Annotated in this window: 22 protein-coding genes; 9 read left to right on the top strand and 13 right to left on the bottom strand. The window is 67.9% G+C overall.

The window, feature by feature from the left end; genetic code table 11:
- Nucleotides 1-2: 2 nt before the first annotated feature.
- Nucleotides 3-917: a hypothetical protein gene (locus tag FPP74_RS08860; RefSeq protein ID WP_095547099.1), complete on the bottom strand. Its 915-nt coding sequence runs from the start codon at nucleotides 915-917 to the stop codon at nucleotides 3-5.
- Entirely contained in the window at nucleotides 918-1,454 is a 537-nt protein-coding gene (locus FPP74_RS08855) for a hypothetical protein (protein WP_144718048.1), read from the bottom strand.
- Between the two features lie 17 nt (nucleotides 1,455-1,471).
- On the opposite strand from FPP74_RS08855, the gene FPP74_RS08850 reads away from it, so the two are divergent.
- Entirely contained in the window at nucleotides 1,472-2,662 is a 1,191-nt protein-coding gene (locus FPP74_RS08850) for a multidrug effflux MFS transporter (protein WP_122086573.1), read from the top strand.
- Here the strand turns inward: FPP74_RS08850 and FPP74_RS08845 are convergent.
- Both FPP74_RS08845 and FPP74_RS08840 read right to left on the bottom strand, forming a co-directional pair.
- A complete protein-coding gene (locus FPP74_RS08845) occupies nucleotides 2,659-3,258 on the bottom strand; it encodes a response regulator transcription factor (protein WP_095278383.1) in 600 nt (199 codons plus the stop codon). The genes FPP74_RS08850 and FPP74_RS08845 overlap by 4 nt on opposite strands.
- A complete protein-coding gene (locus FPP74_RS08840) occupies nucleotides 3,255-4,355 on the bottom strand; it encodes a sensor histidine kinase (RefSeq protein ID WP_186439422.1) in 1,101 nt (366 codons plus the stop codon). Before FPP74_RS08840 ends, FPP74_RS08845 begins: the two co-directional genes overlap by 4 nt.
- An 89-nt stretch (nucleotides 4,356-4,444) precedes the next feature.
- Here FPP74_RS08840 and FPP74_RS08835 point away from each other — a divergent pair, with 89 nt between their 5' ends.
- Together FPP74_RS08835 and FPP74_RS08830 are read left to right on the top strand one after the other, a co-directional pair.
- Entirely contained in the window at nucleotides 4,445-5,425 is a 981-nt protein-coding gene (locus tag FPP74_RS08835; protein WP_144718046.1) for an ABC transporter permease, read from the top strand.
- Nucleotides 5,426-6,085 carry an ABC transporter ATP-binding protein gene (locus FPP74_RS08830; RefSeq protein WP_144718044.1) on the top strand — a complete coding sequence of 220 codons (660 nt, stop codon included), beginning with the start codon at nucleotides 5,426-5,428 and terminating at the stop codon, nucleotides 6,083-6,085.
- Here FPP74_RS08830 and FPP74_RS08825 read toward each other — a convergent pair.
- From FPP74_RS08825 to FPP74_RS08815, 3 genes are all read right to left on the bottom strand, one after another.
- Nucleotides 6,054-7,166: an MFS transporter gene (locus tag FPP74_RS08825; RefSeq protein WP_144718130.1), complete on the bottom strand. Its 1,113-nt coding sequence runs from the start codon at nucleotides 7,164-7,166 to the stop codon at nucleotides 6,054-6,056. The two genes, FPP74_RS08830 and FPP74_RS08825, sit on opposite strands and share 32 nt — an antisense overlap.
- A 66-nt stretch (nucleotides 7,167-7,232) precedes the next feature.
- On the bottom strand, nucleotides 7,233-8,045 hold the full coding sequence (locus FPP74_RS08820; protein ID WP_144718042.1) for a hypothetical protein: 813 nt from the start codon (nucleotides 8,043-8,045) through the stop codon (nucleotides 7,233-7,235).
- An 18-nt stretch (nucleotides 8,046-8,063) separates the two neighbouring features.
- A complete protein-coding gene (locus tag FPP74_RS08815; RefSeq protein WP_144718040.1) occupies nucleotides 8,064-9,209 on the bottom strand; it encodes a hypothetical protein in 1,146 nt (381 codons plus the stop codon).
- A gap of 245 nt (nucleotides 9,210-9,454) precedes the next feature.
- On the opposite strand from FPP74_RS08815, the gene FPP74_RS08810 reads away from it, so the two are divergent.
- A complete protein-coding gene (locus FPP74_RS08810) occupies nucleotides 9,455-10,201 on the top strand; it encodes a TIGR02206 family membrane protein (RefSeq protein ID WP_144718038.1) in 747 nt (248 codons plus the stop codon).
- Here the strand turns inward: FPP74_RS08810 and FPP74_RS08805 are convergent.
- From FPP74_RS08805 to FPP74_RS08795, 3 genes are read right to left on the bottom strand one after another with little or no spacing between them, the layout of a single operon-like run.
- The gene (locus FPP74_RS08805) at nucleotides 10,177-11,124 is read right to left on the bottom strand and encodes an NAD(P)-binding domain-containing protein (RefSeq protein ID WP_144718036.1); all 948 of its coding nucleotides are present in this window, start codon (nucleotides 11,122-11,124) and stop codon (nucleotides 10,177-10,179) included. The genes FPP74_RS08810 and FPP74_RS08805 overlap by 25 nt on opposite strands.
- The gene (locus tag FPP74_RS08800; protein WP_144718034.1) at nucleotides 11,117-12,649 is read right to left on the bottom strand and encodes a bifunctional ADP-dependent NAD(P)H-hydrate dehydratase/NAD(P)H-hydrate epimerase; all 1,533 of its coding nucleotides are present in this window, start codon (nucleotides 12,647-12,649) and stop codon (nucleotides 11,117-11,119) included. The genes FPP74_RS08805 and FPP74_RS08800 overlap by 8 nt, the downstream gene beginning before the upstream one ends.
- Nucleotides 12,650-12,659: 10 nt before the next feature.
- Entirely contained in the window at nucleotides 12,660-13,466 is an 807-nt protein-coding gene (locus FPP74_RS08795) for an Fpg/Nei family DNA glycosylase (RefSeq protein WP_144718032.1), read from the bottom strand.
- Between the two features lie 46 nt (nucleotides 13,467-13,512).
- Here FPP74_RS08795 and FPP74_RS08790 point away from each other — a divergent pair, with 46 nt between their 5' ends.
- The 3 genes from FPP74_RS08790 to FPP74_RS08780 all read left to right on the top strand — a co-directional run bounded on the left by FPP74_RS08790 (nucleotide 13,513) and on the right by FPP74_RS08780 (nucleotide 16,320).
- Nucleotides 13,513-15,006, top strand: coding sequence for a DUF1846 domain-containing protein (locus tag FPP74_RS08790; RefSeq protein WP_144718030.1), 1,494 nt, complete (start codon nucleotides 13,513-13,515; stop codon nucleotides 15,004-15,006).
- A gap of 62 nt (nucleotides 15,007-15,068) precedes the next feature.
- Entirely contained in the window at nucleotides 15,069-15,428 is a 360-nt protein-coding gene (locus tag FPP74_RS08785) for an excisionase family DNA-binding protein (RefSeq protein WP_240510767.1), read from the top strand.
- Nucleotides 15,415-16,320 carry a rhodanese-related sulfurtransferase gene (locus tag FPP74_RS08780; RefSeq protein WP_095535632.1) on the top strand — a complete coding sequence of 302 codons (906 nt, stop codon included), beginning with the start codon at nucleotides 15,415-15,417 and terminating at the stop codon, nucleotides 16,318-16,320. The genes FPP74_RS08785 and FPP74_RS08780 overlap by 14 nt, the downstream gene beginning before the upstream one ends.
- Here the strand turns inward: FPP74_RS08780 and FPP74_RS08775 are convergent.
- The 3 genes from FPP74_RS08775 to FPP74_RS08765 are packed head-to-tail and all read right to left on the bottom strand — an operon-like array spanning nucleotide 16,295 to nucleotide 18,137.
- Nucleotides 16,295-16,702, bottom strand: a complete 408-nt coding sequence (locus FPP74_RS08775; protein WP_095535633.1) for a hypothetical protein — start codon at nucleotides 16,700-16,702, stop codon at nucleotides 16,295-16,297. The two genes, FPP74_RS08780 and FPP74_RS08775, sit on opposite strands and share 26 nt — an antisense overlap.
- 3 nt (nucleotides 16,703-16,705) lie before the next feature.
- A complete protein-coding gene (locus FPP74_RS08770; protein WP_144718028.1) occupies nucleotides 16,706-17,668 on the bottom strand; it encodes a universal stress protein in 963 nt (320 codons plus the stop codon).
- A gap of 10 nt (nucleotides 17,669-17,678) precedes the next feature.
- Complete coding sequence (locus tag FPP74_RS08765; protein ID WP_095538194.1) at nucleotides 17,679-18,137, bottom strand: MarR family winged helix-turn-helix transcriptional regulator; 459 nt, start codon at nucleotides 18,135-18,137, stop codon at nucleotides 17,679-17,681.
- Between the two features lie 58 nt (nucleotides 18,138-18,195).
- Here FPP74_RS08765 and FPP74_RS08760 point away from each other — a divergent pair, with 58 nt between their 5' ends.
- Nucleotides 18,196-18,573: a DUF5318 family protein gene (locus FPP74_RS08760; RefSeq protein ID WP_095546366.1), complete on the top strand. Its 378-nt coding sequence runs from the start codon at nucleotides 18,196-18,198 to the stop codon at nucleotides 18,571-18,573.
- 77 nt (nucleotides 18,574-18,650) lie between these two features.
- Nucleotides 18,651-20,945 carry a transglycosylase domain-containing protein gene (locus FPP74_RS08755; RefSeq protein WP_144718026.1) on the top strand — a complete coding sequence of 765 codons (2,295 nt, stop codon included), beginning with the start codon at nucleotides 18,651-18,653 and terminating at the stop codon, nucleotides 20,943-20,945.
- The last annotated feature ends 13 nt before the right edge of the window (nucleotides 20,946-20,958 follow it).

Here is a 20,958-nt window from a genome sequence, read left to right as displayed (position 1 = left end):
CGCTAATGGCCGCACCGCCACGACACGAAGCGCGCCGCGCACAACCCCCAGTGCAGCACCAGCAGCGCGGGGAGCATCGTGGCTACCGCGTTCATCCAGTCGATGCCCCACGCCTGCGCGAGCGTGTAACCGCCCACCCCGATCGCGCCCGTGGGGAAGGTGGAGGCCCACCACGCCGGCGAGTAGTCCACCCACCGGGCCACGGCGGGGTAGAAGTGCCACATGGCAAACAGCATCATCGGCACCGCCAGCGCCACCAGCGCGCTGCCCACGAGTATCTCCGCGCGGGCGCCGAAGAGCAGGGCGATTGCCGACGTCGACTGCCCCACCACACCAAGCGGAATCCACGTCGTCGCCGCGCTCGGACCGCTGATGTCGGCCTCCCCGCGCAGCGCGGCCACGTACACGCGGGCAAAGACCGGGTAGGCGGCGAGCACCGACATAGCCATGAAAACAATGCCCAGCACGGCGTACCACCGACTGCCCGTCAGCGCGCTGATCGTCCCCGCCGTATTGGACGCCATAATGGGCCCGACCAGTGGCAGCCCCCACGCAAAGTTGGGCACCCCGGAGAACCTGCGCAGCTGGTTGACGTAGGCCACCACGCACAGCGGCGCGCCCACCCAAAACCCGAGCAAGATGCACCACTCGGCGCCAGTCAGCTTGGTCCACGCGGTGCCCAGCGCCATCGTGCCGATGAACCACATCGCCCACGGCGCCATGAGGTCCTGGCGGAAGCGGGGACTGCGGTAGACCAGGAAACCGCCCAGCAGCACCAGGAAGATCAGCGCGCCGAGCACGGCGAACACCCAGGCCACGGCCGGGTAGCCGCTGGTGACCATGAGCGTGGCCATCAGCGAGGTGCCCATCACGCTGCCGCCCCACGCGGGGCCGGGCGGCGGGAGCGTGCCGCGCACTTACTCGGACGGACGGGCTGCGCCAGCGCGGTCCGCCGGGTTGCCGCCGAGGAGCACCGCGTACGCGCGCTCCTGCGAGGTGTTCGCCACCGCGTGGGTGGACGCGCCCGCCTGCGTGCGGCCGCAGGACCCGGCCGGGACCGGGGTGTGGTCGTACTCAATGCCGCCCGAGCAGGCGACGACACCGTACTCCAGTGCCTCGTCGCAGGCGAAGGCGACCTCCGCGCCGGGCTCCAGCGCGAGCACCGCCGCGACCAGCGAGTCCGGGGTGGGCAGGGGAGAGGTCTGGCCGAACAGCGAGCCGGCCACCACGCGCGCCTCCCCGGAGACACGGGTAGTCACGGAGCGCAGCGTGAACGGCTCCGGGGTAAACGGCTCGGCGCCCCCAGCAGCCCCCGCAAACTGCAGGGCCAGCTCGCCGTAGCGCAGCTCGCCGTCGGAGAGTTCGACGGAGGCGGCGGCACCCAGCGCCTCGGGCGCCTGCGGTACCTCGATGGAGCGCCACGCGCCGACTACGTTGCTCATCTCAGTGCTCATACAGGTATGGTACCTGCGTGCAAAAACTTTCACCCGGGCTGCTTGTCGCCCTCGCGTTCTTCTCCTCTGTCGCCCCCTTCGGTATTGATATGTACCTGCCGGGCATGCCGTCGCTGGCCAGCGAGCTCGGCGCGTCGCCCGCGGTGGCGCAGCTGACCATCACCGGGTTCATGCTGGGCATGGCGGTGGGCAACCTCCTGTTCGGCGCGATCTCGGACGGCACGGGCCGCAAGCCCCAGATCGTCGGCGCGGCGTCCGTCTTCCTCGCCGCCTCCGTCTTGTGCGCGGTGTCCCCGAGCATCTGGCCGCTCGTCGCCGCCCGCTTCGTGCAGGGCCTGGCCGCTGGCTCGCTCGAGGCGGTCTCGCGCGCCGTGGTCGCGGACGTGTCCAAGGGCCGCCAGGCCGCCCGCGCCCTGTCGGGCCTCATGGCGCTGACCGGCTTTGTCCCCGCGATCGCCCCGGTCCTCGGCGGCGCGCTCCTGCCGGTCGTCGGCTGGCGAGGCCTCTTCTGGGTCCTCACCGCCATCAACGTCGTCCAGGCCATCATGGCGTTCCGCATGCCGGAAACCCTGCCCGCCGAGGGCCGCTCCACCGGCACCCTGCGCAGCCTCTTCCCCCGCATGTGGCAGTGCCTGCGCCGCCCCGCCTTCGTCGGCTTCATGCTCGCCGGCGGCCTCGGCTTCGGCGCCCTCTTCGCCTACATCTCCGCGTCCCCGCTGGTCCTCCAGTCGCAGCTCGGCCTGGGCGCCACCACCTACGCGCTCATCTTCGGCGGCATGGCCCTGCTCATCCCGGTGTCCAACACGATGAACATGCGCATGCTCAAGCGCTACCACCCCCGCACGCTGCTCATCGGGGCATTGCTTATCGACGCCATCGCCGCCCTCATCCTCCTCACCTTCGCCTTCACCACGCCCTCCCTGTGGGCACTTCCCTTCCTGGCGGTCCTCTCGTTCATGGGCGGGTTCGTCATGGCCAACGCCTCCGCCCTGGCGATCGAGGAGGTCCGAGACATCGGCGCCGGCGCCGGCTCGGGCGCCCTCGGCTTCTTCCAGTTCCTCGTCGCCGGCGCGGTGCCCCCGCTCGTCGCGCTGGGCACGAACCACATGAGCTCCATGGGCCTGGGCACCCTCATCTGCGCCGGCCTAGCGCTCGCCGCGGTGCTGCTGCTCACCACCACCCACGAGCTCAGCGAGGACGCCGCCTAAATAATCCGGCGCTCGCGGGCCTTCTCCACCGCCGCGGTCCGGTTGTCCACGCCCAGCTTGGAGTAGATGTGGATGAGGTGGGTCTTCACCGTCGCCTCCGAGATGAACAGGCTGGCCGCCATCTGCTTGTTGGAGGCGCCGGTCTGCAGGGCTTTCAGGATCTCGATCTCGCGGGCCGACAGCGCCTCCTCCGGGCGCATCACGCGCTCCGCCAGCACGCCCGCCACCTGCGCGGAAAGGACCCGCTCGCGCCTGGCGGCCTTGAGCACGGCGTCGTGAAGCTCCTGCTCGGGCGCGTCCTTGAGCAGGTAGCCGAGCGCGCCCGCTTCCACGGCGGCGACGACGTCGGCCTGCGTGTCGTAGGTGGTGAGGATGAGCACGGGCGGGCCGCCCGCGGCGACGGCGCGCCGGGTGACCTCGATGCCGTCCACGTTGGGCATCTGGATGTCGGAGACGATGACGTCCACGCCGTCGGGGACCTCGGCGGTGCCGTCAGCGCCTTCGGCGACGACCTCGATGTCGCCGAAGGAGTCGAGGACGGCGCGGAGTCCGGCGCGGACGACCGGGTGGTCGTCGATAAGCATGACCCTGATCATGGTGCCTCCTTGCGTTGGATCGGGAGCGTTGCCGCGAGCACGTTGCCCTCCACCGAGAGCTCGCCGCCGGCCTCCTCCACGCGGGCGCGCAGGCCGCGCAGGCCGAAGCCCTCCTTGCCGGACATGCCGCGGCCGTTGTCAAAGACGTCGACGGTAACGGTGTCGCCCAGCTTATCCACCGTCACGACGGCTTTCGAGGCGTGCGCGTGGCGCACCACGTTACTTAAGCCCTCGCGGACCACGCGCTCGACCACCTCCGCCGCAGGGCCGACCACGTCCACCACGTTGACCTGCACCTCCAGCGGCTCGCCGAGGGCACGCTGCCGGTCCTGCGCGGACTGCGCCAGCGCCCGGACCTGCTCCGGCAGGGTGCGGCGCGGCGGCTCGGCCCCGCCGCCCTCCGCGTTCACGGCCACGAACCGGCGCGCCTCCGCGAGGTTGTCCGCCGCCACCTCGCGGATGGTGGTGAGGGTGGCGCGCGCGGTGTCGTCGTCAAGCTGCTTGTCCAGCGCCCTGCCCAGCAGCACGATGGAGCTCAACCCCTGCGCCATCGTGTCGTGCACCTCGCGCGAGAGACGGGCGCGCTCCTCCGCCGCGCCGCGGTAGCGCTCCGAGACCTCGAGTTCGAGCGCGAGCGCCTTGTAGTGCTGCGCCTCGGCGCGAAGCATGTTGTAGATCTGCACGGTGACCACCGCGACGACCGTGCCGATGGTCGGGCCGATCAGCCCGCCCACCCCGGAGGCGGGCACCGTCACGCTGAGTGTGAGCGCTAGCATCGCGGCGGCCACGACCAGGCTCGCGGCGGTGGGCAGGAGGATGGCGGCGAGGATGACCAGCGGGAACTCCAGCCACACGTACGCTTCGGAGCGCAGCGCCAGCGCCACCCACAGCCCCGTGATGATGGCGAGCCACGCCCACGACGCGCGCGCCGAGTACTCCGTGCCGCGGTTGTGCGCCACGGTGCCCGCCAGGTAGACGGCGGCGAAGAGGAGCGCGAGCGGCGTGAAGTCGCCCAGCATGCCCACGAGCAAGAGGACTGCGACCAGCAGGTGCAGACTGACGCGGAGCACGGCGAGGATTCGGCTGGTGGTTTGCACGCGCACAAGCCTAATCAACTGATCGGTTGACTCAAGGTTCCACCGCTCGCCCGATGTGGAACGGTGCAGGTCCGACAGAAAATGGGGGCATGTTCGTTGGATTGAGAGAAATTGGAAACGCCAAGGGCCGCTTCGGCCTGATCATTGGCGTCGTGGGGCTGATCACGCTCCTCGTCGTCATGCTCACCGGTCTGACGGCTGGCCTTGGCAAGCAGAATACGTCGGCGCTTGAGGCGCTCAACCCGCACTCGGTCGTGTTCAAGGATATGGAGGAGCCCTCCTACACCACGTCCCGCGTGGGCCCGGAGGACGCACAGGCCGGCGACGTCCCGCTGGGCACCGGCCAGACCCTGCTGTCCCGCGCGGACGGCACCGAGGAGTCCGTAGCCATCTTGGGCCTGCCGGAGGGCACGAGGCTGCCCAACGGCGAGGTGGTGGGCACCGACGCCATCGCCTCCGAGTCCCTGGGCCTGACCCCGGGCGAGGAGCTCACCGTGGGCGGCGCGCCCGTGACCGTGGGCGGCACCGCCGAGGACCTGGAGTACTCGCACTCCCCGGTCCTGTGGGTGCCCACCAAGGATTGGCAGGCCGCAATGCACACCGATGCCGAGGGCACGGTCCTCCTTGCCAGCGACGACCGCGGCATGAAGCTGTCCGACTCCTTCAACGCCCTGCCCGCCTACGGCTCCGAGCGCGGCTCCCTGCTCATGATCCAGGGCTTCCTGTACGCCATCGCGGCGCTGGTCATCGTCGCCTTCCTCACCGTGTGGACGATGCAGCGCACCCGCGACCTGGCCATCCTCAAGGCGATCGGCGCGTCGAACGGCTACCTGCGCAAGGACGCGCTCGGCCAGTCCGCGATCATCCTGGCGGCCGGCGTCATCCTCGGCGCCATCATCGCCACCGGCCTCGGCGCGCTCGTGGGCGGCACGGTCCCGTTCGCGCTCTCCGCGCTGTCCACGGTCGGCCCGCCGCTGCTCATCTGGGTCCTCGGCCTCGCCGGCGCCCTGTTTGCCACCCGCTCCATCACCAACGTCGAACCGCAACTCGCACTCGGAGGTATCGCCTAAATGCTCACCATGGACAACGTCACCGTCACCTTCCAGGACGGCCGTGAACGCCTCACCGCCCTGGACAACATCTCCTTCAGCGCCACCCCGGGCCACCTCACCTTCATCGTCGGCGAGTCCGGCTCGGGCAAGTCCACCCTGCTCTCCGCGGCCGCAGGCCTGCTCACGCCCGACTCAGGCACAGTGCTTGTCGACGATACCCCGGTCTCCACCCGCGTCCGCCTCGAAAAAATCGGCATGATTTTCCAGCAGGCCAACCTGATCGGCGCCCTCAACGTCCGCGACCAGCTCCTGGTCACCGACCACATCCGCGGCGTCAAGCCGCGCAAGGAGCGCGCCGACGAGCTGCTCGCCACCGTGGGCCTGGAGGGCCTGGGCGACCGCAAGATGCAGCAGCTGTCCGGCGGTCAGCGCCAGCGCGTCGGCATCGCCCGCGCGCTCATGGGCGAGCCGTCGCTGATCCTGGCCGACGAGCCGACCGCGGCGCTGGACTCGGAGCGTTCGCACGAGATCGTCGCCCTGCTGCGCAACCTGGTGCAGGAGCGCAACATCGCCTGTGGCTTTGTCACCCACGACACGGAGCTCATCTCCTCGTCCGACGAGGTCGTCCGCGTGGCGGACGGGCAGGTTACCGCAGCTTTGGTCGCGAGAGCAGCGTAAGTACGCCGAACCCGCACGCGGCGAGCAGCATCGTGATCAGGAGGGTGCCGGAGAGGTAGCCCGCGTCCACTGCCGCCGCGCCGAGCGCGGAGCCGGAGGCGATGCCGACCTGGAACGTCACCACGTAGATGGAGCTGGCCAGGTCCTGGTTGCGCTTGCCGGCGAACAGGAAGATGGTGGTGGCCACGGTGGGCAGCGCGCCCGCCGCGGTACCGAAGATGGCGATCATGATGAATATGATCACGCCCGAGCCGGTGTGCAGACCGATCAGCCCGACGAGCGCGGCGACAATGAGCAGGGTCCCGGCGAAGCCGTTGAGGCGGATCATGCGGACGTCGACGCGGTTGCCCGCGAGCACGACGCCGACGAGGCCGAACGCGCCGTACGCGCCGAGCCCGATGGGGACGAGCGCGTGCCCCGCCGTGTTTTCCACGAGCAGCGCCAGGTAGGTGAAGGTGGCGAAGACCGCGGTGACGGAGAACGCCAAGTAGAAGACGAGCGAGGGGATGGCGGAGCGCTGCTGCTGCGCGGTCTCCGCCGGCGTCGGCGGGATGGCCGGCATGCTGGGCAGCGTCTTGAGCAGCAGCAGGAAGGCGAAGAGGACCGCGACGCCGAGGACCCAGGTGGAGCCGCGCCACCCGATGAGCCCGCCGAGCGAGGTGGTGAGCGGGGAGCCGACCACCAGCGAGAGCGTGGAGCCGAGCGAGACCGCCGCGACCGCTTTGCCCGTCATCCCGCGCGGTGCCAGGCGCGCCGCCATCGGGTTGACCAGCGACCAGAACAGGCCGTGGGTGAGCGCAGCGGCGACGCGGCCCACCACGAGGACCCAGTAGGTGTGCGCGATCGCCTGCAGGACGATGCCCGCGAGCAGGAAGCCGAGCGTGGCCATGAAGAGGGGACGTCTGTTCACGTTGCGGGTCGCGGCCATGAGCGGGATGGTCACGATGGCGACGAGGCCGGCGTACACACTCATCAGGAGGCCGATCTGGCCCTCGGAGACGTTGAGATCCGAGGCCATCGGGGAGATGAGGCCGACGGCGAACATCTCAAATGTGACGTAGACGAACGCCGCGAAGCTCATCGCCGCGAGGGGGACCACAGGGAATTTCTGGGATTGGGGTGTCTGCAGATCGGTCACACGAACAATCTAGGCGTAGAAATGCGTGTACGCGAACGCCCCGTAGCCGAAGATGCCCAGCAGCATGAGGACCCCGGCGATGATGGGGATAATGTCTGTTTCCGGCTCCGGCGTTTCGGTCGGCTCCGCGTGGTCCGCCTCGCACTGCGCGTCCTGCTGGTCAAAGTAATTGGCGTAGCGGTCGACGGCGCGCAGGTTCTCGTACGTCGCGGTGGAGGTGAGTGTGTCGGCCCAGCGCGTGGCGTCGGCAAGCGTCAGGCCCGGGAACTCTTGGGTGAGCTGCTCGGCGACCGCCTCCGGGTCGGTGGCCACGCCGGTGGGGGCGAACCAGTCCGGGGCGTCCTTGCCCACGGGCACTTCGCCGTCGGTGGCGACGAAGTTCTTGTAGTGCTCGACCTCGGTGATTTGCGGGTTGTGGGTGGTTTGCGTGGGCGAGTGGCGCTGCAAGTACCAGTTGGCCACGGACTCGGGCAGGCCGAGGTCGGCGAACGCCTCGAGGGCGTACGCGTGCTCGGTGGTGGTGGGGTCGGCGAAGTGGGCGTCATCGATGTAGATGCCCAGCGCTTCCTCGAGGATGCGGCGGCGCACGCCGGACTCGATGGTGCGAACCTCGGGGAATGCCTCGACGAAGGATCCGTAGCGGGCGTAGATGAGGTTTGCCTTGCGCTCGAGGTAGAGGTGCGCGGCGTCGCTGGCCGCACCGAAGGCCTCCGGCTCCATGGTGAGCGTGCAGGTGGCCGCGCTCGCGGCGGGAATGGGCGCAACGGCAACGCCACCGCAGACCAGTGCGGTCGCGGTGGCGAGTGCGGCGAGCGTTTTCATCGGTGCCCTGCTCGGGGTCTAGCCAAGGAAGGAGAAGACTGCGCCGCCGATGGTCGCCAGCAGGGCGAGCACGATAGCGGCGATGATGCCGGAGTCAACGGAGATGTGCTTGCCGGCTGCGGCGGCGGTGTCCACCTTGGGCTCGTCCTCCTGCTTGTTGTCCGGCCTGTCGGTCGGCTCCGATGCGGTGCGCGACTTGGTGCGCGAGGTGACGGAAACGTTGACGGTGGTCTTGCCGTGCTCGCGCACGACGGTGGTCGTCGTGCCGTTCTCGTGCTCGGTGTGTTCAGGCTGGTCGGTCGGTTCAAGCTGCTCAGTGGTCAGCGGGTTCCGTTCCGCCGAGGGAAGCACGTCCGCGCCCTGGTCGGTGTTCTCTGCTGCGCGCTGCTCGTCGGGGTTTGCGCCCTCGGTGGGGAACAGGACGATGGCATCGCCGCCCTCTGCGCATTCCTGGCGGGCCTGCTGGAAGACGGATTCGAATGCGGCACCCTTGCGGTAGTCGGCCAGGGCCTCCGACTCCACGAAGGCATCGGTCCACGCGGCCGCGTGCTCCGGGCTCAGCTCCGGGAACTGGGCCTTGCGTTCCTGCTCTAGGACGGCCAGCGGGGCGACCGGGCGGAAGGCGGATTCAGACGGGGCATCGTGTTCCGAAGCGGTGATGGTGCCCGCGTCGAGGGAGTTGTGCACGTCGTTCCAGAAGTTGACCAGGGCGATGTCCGGCTCGGTGGAGACAGCGAGGCTGTTCCACAGGTGGGAGAAGTACCAGAAGGACGCGTCGTGCGAGACGCCGGTTTCTGCGGAAATCCGGTCGGCCCACGCGTTCAGGTTGTCCATCAGGTTGCTGTTGAAGGACTCGCGGCCGCCGTTCTCGTAGACGTCCTGGAACTCGGCGGCGATGTCGCCGGCGGCAGGGAACGCGACCTCGAAGGCCTGGCGCCAGTTGTCATCCTGGTTGAACTTGGTGGAAGCGAACGCGACGCGCTCGTATTCCTGCTGCTCCTGGCTGTTCAGCTGGATGTGGCATGAACCAGAGTCGTTACTACCAACAGTTGCGCCCTGCGCTTGTGGCGCAATGACAGCGCACGCGCCCAGGGCGACGGCGGTGGCTGCTGCTGCGAATCTCTGATTGTTGAACACGCTGATTATGTTACCTGAGGAATACATAAATGGAAGCATTTGCGTGAGCCGTGTTCGCTTTATAAAAACGGTAATGACCGTGTATATTGACATTATCCCAGGCAGGAGCTGTGTATTGATATGGTATTATTAAATATCGCCTGTCAATAGTTTAAAAAGCGCCCCTATATGGGGGTGGCTCCTTAATGGTCCAGATCGAGGTAGACGGGCTGAACCTGAGAAGTTACACCATTGTAATTCTTAGACACCCTAACCGCGGTACGCTTACTCGCATGCAGCTACAGCCGCTCCAACCGCCCGACTGGACGTCGCGCAACGGGAACACCTACCGGACGATGACACAGTACGACGCTCGGCACCTCTCCGTACTCGTGGTCCTCATTCTCTGCTGTGGCATCCTCGTCGTCGCGGCCCGCAACCTGCCCCGCAATGTGGTCAAAGCTGCGCGAAAGGTCGCCGGCGCCGTCCTGGGCATCCTCGTTTTCGCCTACTACTGCTGGGTCCTCGCGCCGAGCAACATCGTGTGGGACGAAACCGCCCCCTTCCACATCACGGACTTCCTCCGCGTTATCACCCCGACGGCGCTGCTCACCGACAATCCCACCGCAGCCGCCCTGTCCTTCTACTGGGGTTTCCTCCTGAACCCCATGGCACTGCTCTTCCCCGACATGGCGTACGTCCAGGATTTCCCGGGCCTGCAGGAATTCGCGTACTGGTTCTTCCACAGCGCCGCCCTCGTCGTCCCGACGGTGCTCACTTTCGGTCTTGGCTACCGCCCCACCTGGCGCGATTGGCGCATCACCACCGCCATCACCGTCGCTTGGGCCGGTTTCGCCGCCACCGCCAACCGCATCACCGGCGGCAATTATGGTTTTCTCGCCGGCTACCCGCGCGGCTGGTCCATCCTCGAGCTCTTTGGCAAGTGGCCCTACTACCTCCTCATCGTCGTCCCCGGCGTCCCAGCGGTCTGGGCCGCGATGACCTGGGCGAGTGCTTATCGACGCCCCGCCACCGCCTGAGCCACGTCCCTGGCAAAAGGACTCACGCCACCCAGCGTGGCCGCGCCCGGCCCGTTGATGCGGTTGTAGCCCACAAACCACAGCCCCGGGGTGTTGCGGTCCAGGCCTCGCACCGGCCCGAGCGCCGGGCGGAACCCCGTGGCCCACACGATCGCCTCGACCCCAAGCGCCGAAACCTCATCAAGCGTGTCCGGCATCGTCTCCGTGCGCATCAGCCCGGCGTCGCGGGCGCGGCGTACCTCGGGCACCACGACGATGTCGCCGCCGAAGTCGGCCCCGCCCGGGTCCGGCTTGCCCTGTGAGATAGCGACGAAACGTTCACGGTTGCGGCGGAACAAGTCCGAACCATCCACGTCATCCGGCATGAAGCGCGGCGCGTGGCGGGTCAGCCACACCACATCAACCCCGCCCAGCGCCAGGTCAGCGGTGATCTGCGCACCGGAATCGCCGGATCCCACCACGGCGACGCGTTTGCCCGCCAACTGCTGCGGGTTGCGGTATTCGGAGGCGTGCAGCCGCTCGCCGTCGAAGCGACCAGGGTAGTGAGGCACGAACGGAACGTTACCGGTGGCCATGATCACGTTGCGGGCGGTGACGCGTTGGGGGTGGAGGGTAAACGTGGCGTCGTCAAGCGAAATGCGCTCCACGCGCTCACGAACGACGGGGAAGCGGTAGCGCTGCTCGTAGCGCGTGAGGTAGTCCACGACGTGGTCGCGCGGCGGATAGCCGTCGAAGGCGGGCATAGGCCAGCCGGGCAAGTTGGAAAATTCCGCGCGGGAAAACAACGTGAGGTTATCCCAGTACGTCGGCCAAGCGCCGGCAGCACGGTCGCCGAAGATGGTGAAATCCACCTTGTACTTGCGCAGGTAGTAAGCGGTCGCGAGTGCAGATTGGCCACCACCGATGATCGCGGCATCAAGCATTGTTCGCCTCCAGAGTCGTTGTGGTCAGTAGAGCGGTAGCTTCGCGGACACGTGCGGCGATGCGGCTCGCGGGCGCGGTGGCGTCGCCGTATTCGGTGGCGGCGGCCAGCTTCGCGGCCACGGCGTGCACGGTCGCCGCGGCGATGAGCGAGGAGGTCTCCGCGCGCCGGGCCAGATGTGCGCCCGCAATGCCGGCGAGCACGTCGCCGGAACCCGGGGTGGCGGCCCAGGAGTGCCCGGCGTCGAGGCCGTAGACGAGGTGGCCGTCGGAGATGAGTGTGGCGCGCCCCTTGCGCAGGACGTCGCAGGCGAGGTGAGTGGCGAGGGCGAGCGTTTCCTCCATCCGCGAATCCGCAGGAAGGCCCGCGGCCTCGCGCAGCCGGGCGAACTCGCCGTCGTGCGGGGTGAGCGCCGTGTAGGCGTCGCGCTCGCGCAGGGCGGACAGGAGGTCGGGGTGGGTGGATAGCAAGGTGAGCGCGTCGGCGTCGAGAAGCAACGGTTCGGGGGCGCTGAGCAGGGCGCGCAGCTCTGCGGCCTCCCCCTCGCCGGTGCCCGCGCCGGGGCCGAATACCCAGGCCTGGACTCGGCCGGACGCATCCACGGAATCCGCGACGACGACCTCGGGGTGTGCGCGTACGACCTCGGCGGCCTGCGGGCCTGCGTAGCGCACCATCGCCGGGGTGGCGTTGACCGCGCCCGCCGTGCACAGCAGCGCCGCGCCCGGATAGGTACTACTACCTGCGCGGATGCCCACCACGCCGCCGGAGTATTTGTCGTCGGACGCGCTGGGCTCCACCGACGGCACGGGTGCAGGGAGCAGGGTGCGCATCCCCTCAGGGAGAGGGAAGTCCGGGGTGACGGCGCGGTTCGCGGTGAGCAACGGCGGGCCGTCGGCGGACCACTCGGGCAGAGTGTCGGAAAGCGTTTCGTAGAGGTGGCGGCCGCCGATCCCAATGTCCGCAATCAGCTGCACCCCGCACGCGGCGGAAAGCACGTGGGCGCGGCGGAACCCGCCGAAGGTCACGGTCGCGTCCGCGGTGACGTGGAGCTCGCCGCCCTCGCCCGTGTCGGCGTCGATGCCGGAGGGCACGTCCACCGCGAGCACCCGCGTATCCCGCAGCGCCTCCACCACCTCCGCGTATTCCGCGCGCAGTCCCGCAGTACCACCGACACCGGTCATGCCGTCGATGGCCAGGTCATACGCGCGGTCAACATGGTCCACCACGGTCCCGCCCGCGTTGCGCAGCGCCGCCAGCGCCCGCTCCTGCGCGCGGCCCGCCACCAGCAGCGCGTCCACCCGGTAGCCGGACATGGACAGCTCCGCGGCCGCGTAGAGCGCGTCGCCGCCGTTGCCGCCCGGCCCCGCCACCGCGAGCACCCGGCTACCGGGCTCCACCATCGCGCGGGCGACCTGGGCCACGGCGTGCGCGGCCTGTTGCATGAGCTCGTCCGGCGAGGTTTGCGCGTCCAATAATGGCTGCTCGGCGGCGCGGACTTGGGCGACAGTAAAGGTGCAGGCGTACATACCGGCCAGGCTAGTCGCGCTGGCAGGTGGGGCACCAGAACAGGTTGCGCCCCTCCACCTTGCGCAGTGCGATCTCGTCGCCGCACACGTAGCAGGGCTGGCCTGCCCGGCGGTACACGTAGACCTCGCCGCCGTGGTCGTCCTTGCGAGGCTCGCGCCCCATCGCCTCCGGCGCGTGCTCGTCGCGCACTGTGTCGATGCGGCCGTGCTCGACCCCGTAGTGCATGAGCTGCACCAGGTCCGCCCACAACGCGTCGAACTCGGCGCGATCCAGCGCCCGCCCCGGTGTAAACGGGGAGAGGCCGAGCCGGAACAGCGGCTCTGCGCGGTAGATGTTGCCCACCCCGGCAAAGTAGGCCTGGTCCATCATCAGCGAGCCGATCGTGCGCTTCGAACGGTGCACGCGCGCCCACAGCGCGTCCGGGTCCGCGCCCGCGCCCAGCGGGTCCTCTCCGGTGCGCTCCACGATGGCGGCGACCTCCGCCGGGTTGAGGTAGGCGCAGGTCTGCGGCCCGCGCAGGTTGGCCGCCACCGCGCCCCTCCCGCGATCCGGCACGAGCCGCAGCCGGATCTGGCCCCACACGTCCTCGGCCGGCTCGAAGCGCAGTGAGCCGATGAGGCCCAGGTGGATGTGCACGGTCGCCGGCGCAAACTCCAAAAACAGGTGCTTGCCGTGGGCGCGTGCGGCGAGGAGCGGGTGGGCGTCGATAAGCGATGCATCGAAGCGTCCCTGGGGCGAGGAGGCGGCGATGGGTGCGCCCCGGAAGTCGTCGTTCAGGCGCGTGGCCAGACGGTGGATGACGTGACCTTCAGGCAAAGTGCCGCTCCGCAAGATTCATGGCGCAGATTGTAGTATTGCTTCCATGCCGTACAAGATCGGGTTTGACCGAGAGAAATATATTCAGATGCAGTCCGAGCACATCACCGCCCGCAGGCGGGAAATCGGCGGCAAACTCTATCTGGAGATGGGGGGCAAGCTTTTCGACGATCACCACGCCTCCCGCGTCCTCCCCGGGTTCACCCCGGACAACAAGATCGCCATGCTGGACCGGATCAAGGACGAAGTGGAGATTGTCATCTGCTTCAACGCCGGCGACGTCGTGCGCCAGAAGGTGCGCGCGGACCTGGGCATCACCTACGAAGATGACGTGCTGCGCCTCGTGGACGTGTTCCGCGACCGCGGCTTCCTCGTGGAAAACGTGGTGGTCACGCAGCTGGAGGGCCACAACGAGAACGTCGAAGCCTTCCTCGAGCGCCTCGGCCGCCTGGGCCTGAAGGTGTCGCGCCACTACATGATCCCGGGCTACCCCAACGACACGGCGACGGTGGTTTCCGACAACGGCTTTGGCCGCAACGACTACGTGGAGACTTCCCGCGACCTCATCGTGATGACCGCGCCGGGGCCGGGCTCCGGCAAGCTGGCCACCTGCCTGAGCCAGGTGTACCACGAGCACAAGCGCGGCATCCCCGCTGGCTACGCCAAGTTTGAGACCTTCCCCATCTGGAACCTGCCGCTGTCGCACCCGGTGAACCTGGCCTACGAGGCGGCCACCGCGGACCTGGAAGACATCAACGTGATCGACCAGTACCACCTGGAGGCGTACGGGGAGAAGGTCACCTCCTACAACCGCGACATCGAGGTCTTCCCGCTGCTGAAGACGCTGCTGCGCGAGGTCACGGGGGAGACGCCGTACCAGTCGCCCACGGACATGGGCGTGAACATGGCCGGCTATTGCATCTCCGACGACACCGCGTGCCGCCACGCCGCGGAGCAGGAGATCATCCGCCGCTACTACAAGACCCTCGTGGAGGAGCGCCGCACCGAGGCCGATTCGACCGAGTCGGACCGCATCTCCAACGTCATGCGCAAGGCGGAGGTGACTACGTCGGATCGCCCGGTGGTCGCGCCGGCGCTCGCGGTGGCGGAGGCGACCGGCCAGCCGGGCGCCGCGCTGGAGCTGCCGAACGGGAGCGTCGTCACGGGCAAGACCTCGGACCTGCTCGGCCCCTCGGCCGCAGTGCTGCTCAACGCGCTGAAGGAGCTCGCGGGTATCGACGATTCTGTGCACCTCCTCTCGCCCGACTCCATCGAGCCGATCCAGACGCTGAAGACGAAGCACCTCGGCTCGGTGAACCCGCGCCTGCACACGGACGAGGTGCTCATCGCCCTGTCCGTATCGGCGGCTTCGAGTGCGGACGCCGCCGCAGCGCTTGAGCAGCTGCGGAATCTGCGCGGCTGCGACGCCCACACGACGACCATCCTCGGCTCCGTGGACGAGGGAATCTTCCGTAACCTGGGCGTTCTGGTGACCTCCGAGCCGACCTACTGGAAGAAGCGCCTGTACCACAAGCGCTAGGTTCGGTAATTCGAGCAATTCGGGTATTGCGCCCGTTGCGTCTTGTTCGTATGATGTTGGGCATGGAACAAGACGAGAAGCTCTCACCGGTGGAGCAGGCCCTGGCGGACCTCAACGGCAACCTCTCTCGTGCCCGCACCCACTCTGAGGACAGCGTCACGCTGCCCAAGGAGACCGCGGTGTGGCTGCGCGACATTATTGAGGATATTGCGGAGGGGCGCCTCATCCCCGCCCCCGGCCCGGAGGAGGAGATGACGACGCAGCAGGTGGCCAACCTGCTCGGCGTCTCCCGCCCCTTTGTGGTCAAGCTTATTGACGATGGCCGCCTTGCCGGCCACAAAGTGGGTACTCACCGCCGCGTCTACACGCGCGACGCCGTGGCGTACAAAGATCTGATGGCCGGTAACCGTGGCCAGCGTTAGCAAGATCCTCCTGTACTACAAGTTTCAGCCCATCGCGGACCCGGACGCGGTGCGCCTGTGGCAGCGCGACCTGTGCGAGGGGCTGGGCCTGTACGGGAGAATCATCGTTTCCAAGGACGGGATCAACGGAACCGTCGGCGGCCCGATCGACGCGTGCAAAACCTACGCGAAAAAGACGCGCGAGTACTTCCGCGGCATCGAGTTCAAGTGGTCCGAGGGCGGTAAGGAGGACTTTCCCAAACTCTCCGTCAAGGCCCGCGAGGAGATCGTGTCCTTCGGCGCGCCGGGCGAGCTCAAGGTGGACAGCCACGGCGTCGTCGGCGGCGGCACGCACCTCACGCCCGAGGAGGTCAACGAGCTAGTTGCCAACAACCCGGACGTCGTCTTTTTTGACGGCCGCAACGCCCGCGAGGCGGAGATTGGCAAGTTCAAGGACGCCGTCGTGCCGGACGTGGAGACCACCCACGACTTCATCAAAGAGCTGGACAGCGGCAAGTACGACTGGATGAAGGACAAGCCCGTCGTCTCCTACTGCACCGGCGGCATCCGCTGCGAGGTGCTGTCGAGCCTGATGAAGAACCGCGGCTTCGAGGACGTGTACCAGCTCGACGGTGGCATCGTCCGCTACGGCGAGAAGTACGGTAACTCCGGGCTGTGGGAGGGCTCCCTCTACGTCTTTGACAAGCGCATGCACACCGAGTTCGGCGGCGGCGCCGACGATCCTAACTACGTCCAGCTGGGTCACTGCGTGCACTGCGGTGCGGACACGAACCAGTTTTACAACTGCGCCAACGAGCCGGAGTGCCGCGTCCAGTACTTGAGCTGCCCCGAGTGCCGGGAGGAGAACCCGTACTGCGCGGAGTGCGCTACACGGCGAGCTTCCCAATCGTGATGATCAGCCACACCATGGTGAACGGTACGAGCGGCAGCCAGAACACGCCCATCCACGGCACCCACCGCTCGTAGCGGTTCAGCTTGCGCACCATGATCACGGCGCAAGCGAGCAGCGCCGCCACCGGCGGGATGGACGTGAGCACCGCCCACCAGGTTTCGCTCACGCCCGGAATCCACCACAGCACCAGGCCAAAGAGCAGGCAAAAGCTTATCGACGCCACCGTGAACCCCAGCGCCTGCCGCGTCGACTTCCGGTTCCGCTCCGCCACCTCGGCCGGGTCCGGCTCGTCCGCGAGCGCGTCGAAGTCCCGCGGCTCCGGCCGGGTCCTGCTGAACCGGTCGGCTCCCGAGTGCAGGTCGTTTTCTGGGTGGTCCTGCATGGTCTAGCCCTCCGCGTCCGAGCGCGGGTAGATGACTACGGGCACCGGAGCGAAGCGGATGAACTCGCCCTCGCGGGTGCCCACGAACACGCGCTTGAGCTGGCCCGACGGCTGGGAGCCGAGGCACATGATGTCGCCCTTCTTCCACTTCACGCTGTCCACGGCGCGCTTCCAGCCCCGCCCGGACGCGAGCAGCGTCTGTACGTCCAGCGAGTCGGAGACCTCGAAGGCCTGGTCGCGGACGCGGTCGAGCAACCCCAGGGTGGATTCGTTCCAGGCGGCGAGCTCGTGGGAGAACTCGGAGCTGCGCTCGTCGGGGGAGAACGCGACAATGCGCAGCGGCACGCCGATGACGGAGGCGAGGGAGGCGGCGTAGGCGAGGCCGGGGAAACGGTCGCGGGTGCCGGTGCCGGAGATTTCGTCGGAGTCAATAAGCGCGTAGGTCACGCGGGTGATGCCCTTCTTGGACAGCTTCACGTGCTTCGGCGCCAGCCCGAGCGGCAGGGTGGAGGAGTGCATGAGCTCCTCGGCCACGGAGGTGGGGCGGAAGCGCTTCTTGGAGGTTTTGGCGCGTGAGCCCATGACGATCATGTCGGCGTTGAAGGCCTGCGCGGCGGCGTAGAGCGGCTCCGTGCTGCTCGTCTTCTCAATGAGCCGGGCGACGTGCTTGGCGCGCTGCGAGCGGGGGACCACACCGTCGAGGGCGTCGTCGACGTGGTCGCGGAATTCCTCGCGCGCCCGCTTGAGCCATTTCTTGTGCTTCTTTTCAGACACGGAATTGGTCCACGAGCTCTTGGTCGCGCTCATGACCTGCACCTTGACGGGCAGGGAGCGGCCGAGCCAGGCCGCGAACTCGAGGGCCTCGGTGTTGTTGGAGTTGCTTGAATCCCAGCCAACAACGATGCGCAGCGCCTCCCGAGTCTCGGGGAGCTGCGCGAGGTCTGTGGAGAACGAACGTGCTGACACGCCGCCCAGTCTACGTTGTGGTCTGTTCCTTATTCACGTAGGCATCGGCAAGGAGGTTGATGGTATCCGCGACGCTGGCCAGTCGGCGCAGTGAATCGGCGTCTAGCGTGCCGAGCATCTCGCCGAGGTACTTCGTGCGCTCGTCGCCCACGCGCTCGAGTTCGTCGAGCCCCAGTTGCGTCGTCTCCACGCTCACGCCGCGGCGGTCGTCCTCGCTGCGGATGCGTTGCACGAGCCCGCGCTTCTCCAGCTGGTTGACGGTGTTGGAGGCAGTCGGCATGCGCACGCCCTCCGCCTCCGCGAGGTGGCTGATGCGGGACGGGCCGACGTCCGCAAGCCGGCGCAGGATGGACAGCTGCGGGCCGGTCAGGTCGGAGTGCTCGGCCGTGCGGAAGTAGGTGACGTACAGCGAGGTCATGGCGGGGCGAATGCTCCGCGCGATCTCGTACGGATCGGGTGTTTCATGCATAAGAAATCTCCTCCACGCTTTTCGAAGACTAAATAGTACCAGCTTCCGTACGACTATGATGGGGCGAGTGTTTGCGTACAGATACGAGGTGTCACACGAGTGGGCTCGCCGCACCACGCTGCGGGACCTCCGCCAGGGCAAGATCACGCTTGACGACGTCTGCGACGCCGATTTCCTCCTCCGCACCGCCAGCCAGTACCACGGCGCCAAGGCCGACCGTCCCTGCCCGATTTGCGGCTCCGAGCTGCGCGAAGTGAAGTGGGTGTACGGCGAGAACCTGGGCCGCCGCGCCAACACTGCCCGCAGCGCGAAGGAGATTGACCAGCTCGTCGCGGAGGTGGGGCCGATCACCGTGCACTTCGTCGAAGTTTGCCTAGAGTGCAAGTGGAATCATCTACGAAAGGCCGTGACCGCTGTTCCCGTCTCGGACGGGTAGTGTGTCCTATTAATAATGCGCAGTGGGCTTCGAGGTCTGAGGCCTGCCGCACGTCCGCACGTCTTGAGGGAAAACGAGTGACAAACAAAGAGAACGCCTCGGAAAGTGGAAGCACGGTAGCGTCGTCAAGCAAGCGAGCGTCGAAAGGCGCAAAGCGCTCGCGGTGGTGGCAATGGCTGCTGGCGCTGCTTCTGCTGCTGGTGCTGATCGCCGCGATCCCGGCGATCTGGTTTGCCTGGAACTACAAGCAGGCGGAGATCCCGGAACCCAACGACATTGAGGCGGCGCAGATCTCCAACATCTACTTCAGCGACGCCCAGACTGAGCTGGCGCGCGTCGTGCCGCCGGAGGGCAACCGCGAGCAGATCCCGCTCGACGCGGTGCCCGAAGAGGTGCAGAACGCGGTGCTCGCCGCCGAGGACCGCGACTTCTGGGACAACTCCGGCTTTTCCTTCACCGGCTTCGGCCGCGCCGCGGTGGGTCAGCTGACCGGCAACACCTCCGCTGGCGGCGGCTCGACGATTACGCAGCAGTACGTGAAGAACTCGATCGTGGGCAACGAGCACTCCTACGAGCGCAAGGCGAAGGAGCTGGTCTACTCCATCAAGATGGCCAACTCCTGGTCCAAGGAGGAGGTGCTCAACGCCTACCTCAACACCGTGTACTTCGGCCGCAACGCCTACGGCATCGAGGCGGCGGCGCACGCGTACTTCTCCAAGCCCGCCTCGGAACTCACCGTGGAGGAGGGCGCGGTGCTCGCCGCGCTGATTCAGCGCCCGAGCCAGCTTGACCCGTGGAACAACGAGGCCGGCGCCCAGGACCGCTGGAACTACGTCATGGACGGCCTGGTGGAGATGGGCGCGATCGACCAGGCGACGCGAGCGGGCGCGCAGTTCCCCGAGACGCGCGACCCGGCGACGTACTCCGCCTACACCGAGGCGACGGGCCCGAACGGCCTGATCAAGAACCAGGTGATGACGGAGCTCGCCGCGATTGGTATCACGGAGGATGACCTGACCAACCGTGGCCTGCAGATCACCACGACGATTGATAAGAAGACGCAGGACGACACGGTCCGCATCTCCGAGGAGCGCATTTCCGCCCTGCAGGACGACGCCCGCACCGGCGTGGTCGCCGTCGAGCCGGGCACGGGTGCCGTGCGCGCCTACTACGGCGGCAACGAGGCCTCCGGGTGGGACTATGCCAACGCCGGCCTGCAGACCGGCTCCACCTTCAAGATCTTCGCGCTGGCGGCGGCCCTGCAGCAGGGTATCCCGCTGACCGCGAACTTTGACGCCTCCCCGGTCACCCTGCCGGGCGGGTTCTCCGTGACCAACTCCGACGGCGGTGGCGGCGGCATCATCAACATGACCGAGGCCACCCGCACTTCCTCGAACACGGCGTACATGCGCATCCAGGACGACCTGGACAACACGACGCAGGACACGGCGGACATGGCGCACGCCCTCGGCGTCGCGCGCTCCATCCCGGGCATCCCGGTGACGCTGCGCGAGAACGGCGGGCAGCCCTACGAGGGCATCGTGCTGGGCCAGTACCAGTCGCGCGTGCTCGACATGGCCGCCGCGGTGGCAACGCTCACGGACCGCGGCGTGTACCACCCGACCCACTTCGTGCAGCGCGTCACCGACGCGCAGGGTGAGGTGCTCTACGAGAACGATGACAAGTACGCCGAGCGCCGCGTCTCCGCCCAGGTTGCGGACAACGTGATCCAGGCGATGCAGACCGTGATTCCGTACTCCTATGCCAACCTGGCGGGCGGGCGTCCGTCGGCGGGCAAGACGGGTACCGCCCAGATGGGCGACACCGGCCAGAACAAGGATGCCTGGATGGTCGGCTCCACCCCGCAACTGTCTGTCGCGGTGTGGGTCGGCACGGCCGACAACACCTCGCCGATCTTCAACGAGTACGGCGGCCTGATGTACGGCGCGCAGACCCCGGCCAAGATTTGGAAGGACGTCCTGGACACGGCCCTGGAGGGCCAGGAGATCCAGAACTTCCACGAGGCATCGCCGGTGTACTGGGGTGTGAACCCCTACGGCGGCGGCGCGAACCTGGGCGGCAACTCCTGGGCGTACTACAACCAGCAGCAGGGCACGACGCAGTCCGGGAACGGCGCCGCGGCGGCTCCGGCCGAGCAGCAGCAGTCCGCTGCCCCGTCGCAGCCCGAGCAGGCGCCCGCACCGGACCCGGCCGCACCCGCCGCACCGGCTCCGCAGCAGCAAGCGCCGGCGCCGGCCGCGCCCGCCCCCGCCCCCGCGCCGCAACAGCAGCAGCCGGCGCCGGCGCCGGACCTGGGGCTCGACCAGGCGGTGGACGACTTCTTCAACGGCCTCGACAACGCGCTGCAGTAAGCGAAGGGGAGCA

It is taken from the genome of Corynebacterium sp. NML180780 (genome assembly GCF_007786415.1).
Classification (GTDB): Bacteria; Actinomycetota; Actinomycetes; order Mycobacteriales; family Mycobacteriaceae; genus Corynebacterium; species Corynebacterium gottingense.
The sequence above is the reverse complement of the archived record's forward strand: the minus strand, read 5'-3'. Positions and strand labels throughout refer to the sequence as shown.